11 protein-coding genes are annotated in these 10,008 nt (G+C 71.2%); 4 read left to right on the forward strand and 7 right to left on the reverse strand.

Annotation, left to right across the window (positions count from 1 at the left end):
- Positions 1 to 14 precede the first annotated feature (14 nt).
- The 3 genes from EJC77_RS12150 to EJC77_RS12160 all read right to left on the reverse strand — a co-directional run bounded on the left by EJC77_RS12150 (position 15) and on the right by EJC77_RS12160 (position 3,567).
- Positions 15 to 1,634 (reverse strand): ABC transporter substrate-binding protein, encoded by a 1,620-nt coding sequence (locus EJC77_RS12150; RefSeq protein ID WP_125612958.1) that lies wholly within the window; start codon positions 1,632 to 1,634, stop codon positions 15 to 17.
- A complete protein-coding gene (locus tag EJC77_RS12155) occupies positions 1,631 to 2,815 on the reverse strand; it encodes an amidohydrolase (protein ID WP_125612960.1) in 1,185 nt (394 codons plus the stop codon). The genes EJC77_RS12150 and EJC77_RS12155 overlap by 4 nt, the downstream gene beginning before the upstream one ends.
- Before the next feature lie 350 nt (positions 2,816 to 3,165).
- Positions 3,166 to 3,567, reverse strand: coding sequence for a PLDc N-terminal domain-containing protein (locus EJC77_RS12160; RefSeq protein WP_125612962.1), 402 nt, complete (start codon positions 3,565 to 3,567; stop codon positions 3,166 to 3,168).
- 74 nt (positions 3,568 to 3,641) lie between these two features.
- Here EJC77_RS12160 and EJC77_RS12165 point away from each other — a divergent pair, with 74 nt between their 5' ends.
- Positions 3,642 to 3,959 carry a DUF4229 domain-containing protein gene (locus EJC77_RS12165; RefSeq protein ID WP_125612964.1) on the forward strand — a complete coding sequence of 106 codons (318 nt, stop codon included), beginning with the start codon at positions 3,642 to 3,644 and terminating at the stop codon, positions 3,957 to 3,959.
- 12 nt (positions 3,960 to 3,971) lie between these two features.
- Positions 3,972 to 4,610, forward strand: a complete 639-nt coding sequence (locus EJC77_RS12170; RefSeq protein ID WP_125612966.1) for a TIGR03085 family metal-binding protein — start codon at positions 3,972 to 3,974, stop codon at positions 4,608 to 4,610.
- Between the two features lie 50 nt (positions 4,611 to 4,660).
- Here EJC77_RS12170 and EJC77_RS12175 read toward each other — a convergent pair whose 3' ends face one another.
- From EJC77_RS12175 to EJC77_RS12190, 4 genes are all read right to left on the reverse strand, one after another.
- Positions 4,661 to 5,539, reverse strand: coding sequence for a 1,4-dihydroxy-2-naphthoate polyprenyltransferase (locus tag EJC77_RS12175; RefSeq protein WP_125612968.1), 879 nt, complete (start codon positions 5,537 to 5,539; stop codon positions 4,661 to 4,663).
- Between the two features lie 68 nt (positions 5,540 to 5,607).
- Positions 5,608 to 6,786 carry an o-succinylbenzoate--CoA ligase gene (menE, locus tag EJC77_RS12180; protein WP_125612970.1) on the reverse strand — a complete coding sequence of 393 codons (1,179 nt, stop codon included), beginning with the start codon at positions 6,784 to 6,786 and terminating at the stop codon, positions 5,608 to 5,610.
- A gap of 6 nt (positions 6,787 to 6,792) precedes the next feature.
- Complete coding sequence (locus EJC77_RS12185) at positions 6,793 to 7,743, reverse strand: 1,4-dihydroxy-2-naphthoyl-CoA synthase (protein ID WP_205787213.1); 951 nt, start codon at positions 7,741 to 7,743, stop codon at positions 6,793 to 6,795.
- A 21-nt stretch (positions 7,744 to 7,764) separates the two neighbouring features.
- Positions 7,765 to 8,463, reverse strand: coding sequence for a lysoplasmalogenase (locus EJC77_RS12190; RefSeq protein WP_125612972.1), 699 nt, complete (start codon positions 8,461 to 8,463; stop codon positions 7,765 to 7,767).
- A 124-nt stretch (positions 8,464 to 8,587) separates the two neighbouring features.
- On the opposite strand from EJC77_RS12190, the gene EJC77_RS12195 reads away from it, so the two are divergent.
- Together EJC77_RS12195 and EJC77_RS12200 are read left to right on the forward strand one after the other, a co-directional pair.
- Positions 8,588 to 9,199, forward strand: a complete 612-nt coding sequence (locus EJC77_RS12195) for a GNAT family N-acetyltransferase (protein ID WP_125612974.1) — start codon at positions 8,588 to 8,590, stop codon at positions 9,197 to 9,199.
- Positions 9,200 to 9,204: 5 nt separating this feature from the next.
- The gene (locus EJC77_RS12200) at positions 9,205 to 9,909 is read left to right on the forward strand and encodes a tyrosine-protein phosphatase (RefSeq protein WP_125612976.1); all 705 of its coding nucleotides are present in this window, start codon (positions 9,205 to 9,207) and stop codon (positions 9,907 to 9,909) included.
- Positions 9,910 to 10,008: the final 99 nt, after the last annotated feature.

The following is a 10,008-nucleotide window of genomic DNA, read 5'->3' on the forward strand; positions in this document are numbered from 1 at the left end:
GGGCGCGGCGGCGGTCACGGCGTGCCCAGCTTTGCTGCCCAGGGGTAGTAGAGGTAGGCGAACGACGCCGTCGCGCCGGTGATGCGCTTGCTCTGGTACAACAGGACGGGCAGTTGCTCCAACGGCAGCCACGGCGCGTCCTCGGTGACGTGGCGCTGGATGTCGACGACCAGCTTCGCGCGCCGGGCCGGGTCCTGTTCGGCGCGCGCGGCCCGCAGTGCCGCGTCCACCGTCGCATAGTCGTTGTAGTTGTTCCGGTTGCCGAGGGTGAACGTCGACAACGCGTCCAAGGGGTCGGCGACGTTCCCGTACCAGGTGGAGAAGAACGCGTCGATGCCCTTGCGCGCCTGCGGGTCGACGTACAGGTTTCCGTATTGTTCGACGGGGACGGTCCTGATCCTGATGTCCAGCCCCAGCGTCCGTCCAGTGGCTTGCAGGATGCTGCCGGCCATCGCGTGCACGGCGCTGCTGCCCTGGATGGCGATGGTGATGGGCTTGCCGGCCTGCCCGGACGCGGCCACGAGGGCCTTGGCCTTCGCCAGGTCGACCCGGGTGTCGGGCAGGTGCGCATAGGCGTCGGCGAACGTCGTGCGTTCGTAGCCCCAGTACTCCTCGGAGGCCAGGGCCCGGGCCGGCAACGCCGTGTCCTGGAAGATGACCCGTGAGACGGCCTGCCGGTCGGTCGCGGACAGCAATGCCTGCCGGATCCGCGGGTCGGCGAACGGACCGGTCGCGGCCGCGCCGATGAGCGTGAAGCCCACGAGCGACTTGCCGGCCGTCAACCTGCCCTGGTCCGCCAGGCGCAGCAGCGAGATGTTGGCCGGCGGCAGGTAGAAGTACTGGCCGTCGATCTCGCCGCTGCGCAGGGCGTTGACGGCCGTCGTCTCATCCGCGATGAAGCGGAAGTCGAGGGCCCCCGACACGGGGCGCAGCGCAGGATCCCAGTAGTGGTCGTTGCGAACGAGCAGCATGTGGTCGCCGGAGCGCCAGGTGGCCAGCTTGAAGGGACCGGTGCACATGACGCCCGTTTGCGGATTGCCCAGGCGTGACCCGGCGCGCGCGATGAAATCGGCCTTCATGACGGCGCCGGCCGCGGTGGCCATCGCCTTGTTGAACAGCACGTCCGGCTGTTTGAGCCGGACCGTGACCTCCAGGGGGCCGGACGCGTCGATGCTGCGCACGTTCTCGAAGTACTGGCCCCAATAGGTGCCGGCGGCCGGATCCAGGTTTCGCCGCAGGCTTGCCACCACGTCGCGGGCCGTCATCGCCGTCCCGTCCCAGAACGTGACATCGCCACGCAGCCGGTACACCCACGTCAGCGGGTTCGGGGAGTCGACCTTCTGGGCCAGCGCGCCCTCGGTCGTCAGATCGGGTTTGAGCCGCAGCAGGCTTTCGCACATGTTGGCGATGGCGGTGTTCTCCGCGTAGTTGAAGGACTTGAGCGGATCGAGCGTGAACGGCTCATAGGGCAGGTTCCAGGTGATGGTCCCCGCGTCGTGCGTCCCCGCGGTGGTGACGGTCGTCAGGTCGGCGGCCCCCAGCGGGGCCAGCGCGCGGGAGGCGGCACAGCCGGACACGGTGCCGGCGGCCAGGAGGGCGGCCGTGAGCGCCGCGGCCAGTCGGCGCCCCCTCACGCGCCCACCGCCTGCAGCCGCTCCGCCAAGTCGATCGGCACGCCGCCCCGCAAGACGGTGCGCGGCCACGGCCGGTCCACGACGATCTGCGCCGTGTTCTCCCCGGGCACGAGCACCAGGTCGGCCCGGTCCCCGAGCTGCAGCCCGGCCCGTGGCAGCCCCAGGACCGCGGCCCCGCCGTGCGCGCCCACATCCCAGCAATCGGACAGCTCGGCATCGGTGCGGGCGTCGGATCGATAGGCGAGCAGGTGCACCCGATCCACCATGTCCGCGGTGCCGAACGGCGTCCAGGCGTCCCGGACCCCGTCGGACCCCAGCCCGACGCGGACCCCGCTGCGCCGCAGCAAGTCCACCGGGACGAGGGGATGGGCGCCCAGCGCGCATGTTGTCACGGCGATGTCGGCGGCGGCCAGCACGTCGGCGACCGGCTGGGCCTGCGCCGGCGGGCAGTCGCCCAGTGCGAAGGCATGGCTGAGCGTGACCAGGCCGGCCATGCCCTCGGCCATGGTTCGCGCGGCGATGGCCGTCATTTCCTCCCGACCCTGCGCGCCGTCGTCGTGCAGGTGGATGTCCAGCGGCACCCCGTGGCGGCGCGCGATGGCGAACAGCACGTCCAGCTGGCCGTGCAGGTCGCCGTCGATCCCCACCGGGTCGATGCCGCCGAGCACCGTCGCCCCCTCGGCCAGGGCGGCCTCCAACAGCGCGACGGTTCCCGGCGCCGACAGCACCCCCTGCTGGGGGAAGGCGACCAGTTGGACGTCGAGGATGCCCTCCAGCCGCTTCGCCGCCGCGCTCACCCCGTGAACGCCGTCGAGCCCCGAGCCGGGCCCGACGTCCACGTGCGCCCGCACGGCTCGGGCGCCGCTGGCCGCCAGCGCCGTGAACAGGCGCAGGGACCGGGCGAACACCGATCCCTCGATGCGGCCACGGCCGGCGACCTCGGAGTCGATGAGTTCCCGCAGCGTGTCCGCCGGCGGCCGGGAATGCCACCGCTGGCCGAACAGCGTCTTGTCCGGATGGACGTGCGCGTCGACGAGGGCCGGCAGCGCGAGCCCGCCGGCCGCGTCAACGATGTGTGGCGCATCGACCGGGCACCGGCCCAGCCCGGTGACGCGGCCGGCGCGCACCAGGACGTCCGGCCCGGTGCCCAGGCCCGTGATCCACCTGTCTTCGTCGTTCATGACACTCCCTTGTGTGGTTCGTCCGCCACCGCTGCGCGGTGGGATCGTCGATCGAACACGACGTCATTTTGTATACCAAACAAGAGTAGCGGTTTCAGCGTGAGACGCAAGTCACATGACGGCATCGTGCTTAAAATGCGAATTGACTGCCTGATGCGCACGTCCCGCGCGCTTTCGGCTTCGGCATGTTCCTTGGCAGCGCACGCCGGGAGGGAGTATGGAATACCAGGATGGGATCTCGGTGTGACCGCTGGCGAAACCCCGGGGCAGGGTGCTGCGCTGCGTGGGGCTGCGGCCAGGCGCTGCCTGGGCGCCGATTGCGCGGCCGTGGGCCCAGGCCCGACCCCCGCCTACTTCGTCGACTCGTCGTTCGGGTGCTGGCTGCCGTGCTCGCCGTGGAGCTTGCGGCGCACGGCGGCCTCGCGCGCCTCCAGCTCATCCTTGAGCTTGCGCAGCCGGGCCGCCTCGGCCTGGTTCTTGCGGCTGGACTCCAGGTTGCGCAGGAACGCGGGGTCGTCGTCGGGCGCCACGGGGCCGCGGGACACGGCACCGGACGGCGCCGCGGGGGCCGTGTCGTACTGCGGTCGGCCCAGGAAGAACCACAGGACGTCGCCGATGACAGGCAACAGGATCACCACCACCAGCCACACCGGTTTCGGGACGCTGCGCACGTCCCGCGGATCGCTGCGAAGGCAGTCGATCAGCCCGTAGATGTACACGACCACCAGGAAGACCACCGGGATGTAACGCATCCCTCATTCTATCGTCCGGGCCCCAGAACGACCCCCCGGGCGACCGCTCAGGTTCGGCCGCTACACTGGCGCCCGTGGCTTTCTTCAAGTACTCCCTCCTGCGGCTGGTGCTGTTCGCGGCGTTCTTCACCGTGTTCATGCTGCTGAACTTCAGCCCGCTGACCTCCGCCGTGTTCGGCGTCCTCGGCGCGTTCGTGGTCTCCTACCTCTTCTTCCGCAAGCAGCGCGCGGCGGCCACCGCCGTCATCGCCGAACGGTTCGCCCCGCAGGCCACCACCACGCTCTCGGAGCGGGCCCTGGCCGACGCCGACGCCGAGGACGCTCTGGTCGAGGAAAACCCGGGGATCCGGATCGACTCGGACCGGGCCCCCCGCAAACACGGCACCGCGTAACCGGGAGCCTCGATGGGCTGGATGGAAACCGAGCGCGACGCGTTCGTGGACACGTTGCGCACCGCGGACCCGGACGCACCCACGCTGTGTGCGGGCTGGGACGTCCGTCACCTGCTGGCCCACGTGGTGCAGCGCGAGCACGCGCCCTGGCTGAAACTGGCCGACGACCTGGCCCGCCGCCCGCCCGGCAGCGAAAAACACCTCGGCACCCTCGTTGAGACGGCCCGCACGCCCGAGGGGTACGCCCGGCTGATCGACCGGTTCGCCGCCCGCCCACCGGCCTGGAGCCCCATGGCCCACCTGGGCGACACCGTCTACCACCTCGAATACGTCATCCACCATGAGGACGTCCGGCGCGCCCGGCCGGGCTGGGAGCCGCGCCGGCTGCCGGCAGGCCAGCAGGAGGCGCTGTGGGCGAAGCTGCGCGTCCAGCTCCGGCTCGCGTTCCGCAAGAGCCCGGTCGGTGTCGTGGTGCAAGTGCCCGGGGAGCCGCCCATCGTCGTCCATCGGGGCGGGCGCACGGTGACGGTGGCGGCGGATCCGGTGGAGCTGGCCCTGTTCGCGCTGGGCCGCCGCGCCGCGGCGCGCCTCGATGTCACGGGCCCCCAGGACGCCGTCGAGGACTTCCGCGTCTGGGCGGCGCGCCCATAGCCACAGGTGCGTGAACGCTGAATCGCTACAGGTGCGTCAGCACTGAATCGCTACAGGTGCGTCAGCACCATGGCCGCGGCGAACAGCAGGCTGAAGCCCAGGTTGATCAGCCCCGTCTGCTTGAGCACCGGGATGAGGGCCTTGCGCGCCTTGCCCGTGAGCATCAGCCAGCTCGGCATGAGCATGGCCGGCACCAGCAGCAGCACCAGCAGCAGCCACGGTTTCGCCGGCACCAGGACCATCACGATCAGCAGGGACACCGCCAGCATGGCCACGTAGCTGCGGCGGGCGTTCGCGTCGCCCAGCCGCACGGCCAGCGTCCGCTTGCCCACCTCGGTGTCGGTGGGGATGTCGCGGACATTGTTGGCCATGAGGAGTGCGACGGCGATCAGCCCGGTACTGATGGAACCGATGACCGCCGCCGCGCTCACCGACCCGGCCTGCGTGTACGTGGTGCCGAGCGTCGCCACGGGGCCGAAGAACACGAACACGAACACGTCGCCCAGGCCGCGGTACCCGTACGGGTTGCGGCCGCCGGTGTAGCCCCAGGCGGCCAGCACGGCGCCGGCGCCGACCAGCAGCAGCCACCACGCCTGGGACAGGATGACCAGTGCCAGCCCGGCCACCATGGCCAGGCCCAGGGCCGCGAACGCGGCCAGTTTCACGTGTCCGGGCTTCGCCACGCCGGAGCCGACCAGCCGCAGCGGGCCCACGCGCATGTCGTCGGTGCCGCGGATGCCGTCGGAGTAGTCGTTGGCGTAGTTCACGCCGATCTGCAGCAGCAGGGCCACGAGCGCGGCCAGCACGGCGCGCGGCCAGTGCAGCCCGCCCAGGTCGTAGGCGGCGGCCGTGCCGACGATCACCGGGGCAATTGCCATCGGAAGGGTCCGCAGCCGGGCCCCTTCAATCCATTGACCGACAGTGGCCACAGCTAAAGCTCCTTACGAGGGTTCGAGATGGGGGCGCGCCGCCCTCCCCCTATTGTGCCGGGTCGGGCTCAGTTCCCGGTGCCGGCGGCCGCGGCCAGCAGCGCCAGGATGGCCGCCCGGTCGGGTTTCCCGGTGGGCAGCACCGGAAGCTCGGAGACGAACACCACAGTCTTGGGTACCAGGTGGGCTGCCAGCAGGGTGGCCGCGGCGGTGCGCAGCTGCGCCTCGGTGCAGGAGCCGACGACGGCGGCGGCCACGCGCTGGCCCCAGTCCGGGTCGTCCACCCCGCCCACGAAGACCTCGCGGACACCGGGCACCCGGTGCAGGCCGTCGGCGACGGCGGCCGGGGAGATCTTCACCCCGCCGGAAATGATGACGTCGTCGGCGCGGCCGTGGATGACCAGGCGTCCGTCCGCGGTGAGCTCGCCCAGGTCCCCGGTCCGGTACCAGCGCGCGGGGCCGTCCGGCGTGTCCTCCGTCAGGAACGCGTCCGCGGTCCGGGCGGCGTCGTCCACGTAGCCGTCGGCCAGCACCTCGCCGCCCAGCCAGACCCGGCCGTCGCGGATGGCCACCCGCACGCCGTCCAGGGGCACGCCGTCGTACACGCAGCCACCGCACGTCTCGCTCATGCCGTACGTGGTGACCACGCGCACGCCCAGCCCGCGGGCCGTCTCGAGCAGGCCGGCGGAGGCCGGCGCCCCACCGAGCAGGATCGCGTTGAAGCGGCGCAGCACGGCCAGGGTCTCCGGCGCCGGGTCGTCCAGCAGGCGGGTCAGCTGCGTGGGCACCAGCGACGTGTACCGGATCCGGTCCGTCAGTTCCCGGGCGGCGGCCGTGAACGCCTCCGCCGTGAAGCCGCCGGAGAGGTCCATGACCCACGGACGCGTACCGGCGAACAGGGACCGGACCAGCACCTGCAACCCGGCCACATAGTGCACGGGCAGCGCCAGCAGCCATTGCCCCTCGCCGCCGAGCGCCATGGCCGTGCCCGCCGAGGAGGCGGCCAACGCGTCGACGCCGAGCATGGTGCGTTTCGGTGTCCCGGTCGAGCCGGACGTCGCCACGATTGCCGCGATGTCCGTGTCACTGCCGGCCCCCAGCCCCAGTGCCTCGCGCGGGACCAGCGTGACGACCGGGTCGCCGTCGTGCCCGGAGCCGGACCCGGAGGCGGGGGCGGAGACCTGGACGGCCGGGCCCTCGCCGGCCAGGGCGGCGGCCAGCGCTTTCAGGAGTGGTTCGACGTTCATCTGCGCCTAGAAATAGTGGGGGAAGCCGGACCAGTCGGGGTCGCGTTTTTGCAGGAACGCGTCACGGCCCTCGACCGCCTCGTCGGTCATATACGCCAGCCGGGTGGCCTCGCCGGCGAACACCTGCTGGCCGGCGAGCCCGTCGTCGGCCAGGTTGAACGCGAACTTCAGCATGCGGATGGCCTGGGGGGACTGCCGGGCGATGTCGGCCGCGTACTCCAGGGCCACCTCCTCGAGCCGTTCGTGGTCCACGGCCTCGTTGACGGCGCCCATCCGGACCATGTCCTCGGCGGAATATTCGCGCGCCAGGAAGAAGATCTCGCGGGCCGTCTTCTGCCCCACCTGGCGAGCCAGCAGCGCCGAGCCGTACCCGGCGTCGAAGGAGCCCACGGTCGCGTCGGTCTGCTTGAACCTGCCGTGCTGGCGGGAGGCGATGGACAGGTCGGCGACGACGTGCAGCGAGTGCCCGCCGCCGGCCGCCCAGCCGTTGACGACGGCGATGACGACCTTCGGCATGGTGCGCATGAGCCGCTGGACCTCGAGGATGTGCAACCGGCCGGCGCGGGCCGGGTCGATGGTCTCGCTGGTGTCCCCCTGCGCGTACCGGTACCCGTCGCGGCCGCGGATGCGCTGGTCGCCGCCGGAGCAGAACGAATGGACGCCGTCCTTGGCGGAGGGCCCGTTGCCGGTCAACAGCACGGTGGCCACGTCCGGGCTCATGCGGGCGTGGTCCATGGCGCGGTACAGTTCATCGACCGTGCCGGGCCGGAACGCGTTGCGCACCTCCGGCCGGTTGAAGGCGATGCGCACGGTGGGCAGGTCGGTGGTCGAGCCCGTCGAGACCCGTTCGACCTGCCGGTGGTAGGTCAGGTCGGTGAAGTCGAAACCCTCGACGACGCGCCACCGGATCGGGTCGAAGATGTCGGATACCTGCTCGGGAATGTTCTGCGCGCTCACAGTCTCGATGATAGCCGGGCGCTACCCGAAGGCGAGCAGCCCCACGAACGAGAACTGAGCCAGGTGGTAGGTCACCATGACGTGCCAGTCGCGCAGCCGCACGCTGTCCCGGTACCGCTTCCACGCCAGAATCGAGTCCGACGCATAGAACAGCAGCGCCCCCGCGACCGCCCACGCATTCGCGGTGCCGATGGCCGTGGCGGCCATCAGCGAGATCAGCGCAACGTAGCCGGCCGCCAGCGCCCGCTCCTTGCCGGCCGCCGCCACGATGCGCCGGCCCACGAGTACGACGGCGGCGCCCACCGTGAGCACGCCCGTCACCGCGGCGGCGAACAGGGCCTCGGGGCTGGTCGTCCCGTCCGCCAACCGCACCGCGGCGAGGTCGATGAACGCCGCCGCGTAGAGGAGGTGGGCCAGCCCGAACGCCGCGGCCCCGGCCGGGAACCACGGGAACCGCGAGCCGGGCCGTTCGCGGAGCAGGAACACGTCGCCCCACAGGGAGCAGAACAGCCCGGCCGTGATCAAGGCGGCGCCGACGGTCCACCCGGCCGTGCCGGCCATGGTCAGGGCCGCCCCGAGCAGCAACACCATGGTGCCCGGCTTGCTGATCGCCCGTGGCCCGATTCGGTGCCGCGCCGTCAGGAGCCAGTCGGCGATGGCCAGGCAGGCGGCCAGGATCAGCCAGACGGTGGCGGGGTGCGCGGCCGGGTCAGTCAACATGGGGCCTGGAATCCTTCGCGGGCGGACCGGGGGACCGTTGCCGCGGCATCAGGCAACGTTCCTGAAATGTAGCACCGCACCACCGGTGTCCTCCCGCGTTTCACCCCCGTTATAGGGTTTTTCCATGACCTCGATTGCACCCGTCACCCTGCGCGGAAAATACGTCACGCTCGAACCCCTCGCCGAGGACCACCATGACGGACTGGTCGAGGCGGCGTCCGACGGTGAGCTGTGGAACCTGTGGTACACGGCCGTCCCGCGCCCGGAGCACATGCGCGGCGAGATCCGGCACCGACTGGCCCTGCAGGAGTCCGGCATGATGCTGCCGTTCACCACCCGCCTGAACGACGCCGCCACGGGGGAACCGGGCCGGGTCATCGGCATGACCACATACTGCAACATCGCCGCCGACCTGCCGCGCGTCGAGATCGGCTACACGTGGAACGCCGCGGGCGTGCACGGCACCGGCACCAACCCGGACAGCAAGCGGCTGCTGCTGGGGCATGCCTTCGAGACCCTCGGCTGCGTGGCGGTGGAATTCCGCACCCACTGGATGAACATGCAGTCGCGCGGGGCCATCGCCCGCCTCGGCGCCAAGCAGGACGGCGTGCTGCGCTCCGAACGCCGCATGCCCGACGGATCGCTGCGCGACACGGTGGTGTTCTCCATCCTGGCGGGCGAATGGCCGATGGTGCGCAGCGGGCTGGACTTGCGCCTGGCCAAGGACCGTGGCTGACGCCGATGCCGGATGCCGTGCCGCACTGGGAGGGGGCCGTCAATGCGCGCCTGCTGATCGGTGACATTTACCGCATGGGGCGCAGCGAGTGGCTCACCGAACGCGGTTGGGGGCAGGTGTACGACGACGGCGTCCGCACGGTGATCGATCTGCGCAACCCGGGTGAGCGCCGGCGACGGCCCACCGACCCGGTGGTGGGCGATGCCGCGATGGCGCGCTTCGCTGTCGTCAACGCGCCGACCGAGGACCCGGACAATGCCGAGTACCAGGCCCTGTGCACCCCGTACATGAACCACCCACGCCTGTACGGCGACATCGTCCGGTTGTTCCCGGACCGCGTGGCCGACGTCTTCCGTGAGCTGGCCATGGCGGAGGGCAAGGTCGTCATCCACTGCTCGGCCGGGCGCGACCGGACCGGGCTCATCGCCACGATGCTGCTGCAATTGGCGGGTGCGGAGGCCGGCCGCGCCCGGGCGGAGGATATGGCAGCCGCGCGCGGCATCAACGACTGGCACCGTATCAGCCCGGTGAAGCACCCGCATGAGTCGTACCTGGGCGACGACGAGCTGGCCCCGCTGATCGCCGGGCGCGGCCGGGCGCTGGACGGCTTCGTGGCCGGACTGGACGTGCGCGCGTTCCTGCTCGCCAACGGCGTCACCCCGGGGCTGGTCGCGGCGCTGGTCGCCCGCTGCACCGGCACTATCCTGTAGGTGGAAGAGTGGTGCGCTCAGCTTGAGATTTAACCTGTGTTGCTGGTGCTTGCCGGGTGTCGGTGCCGGCGTGCTTGCACAGGCGGCGGCCACCGCCTG

It is taken from the genome of Specibacter cremeus (assembly GCF_003946885.1).
GTDB lineage: Bacteria > Actinomycetota > Actinomycetes > Actinomycetales > Micrococcaceae > Specibacter > Specibacter cremeus.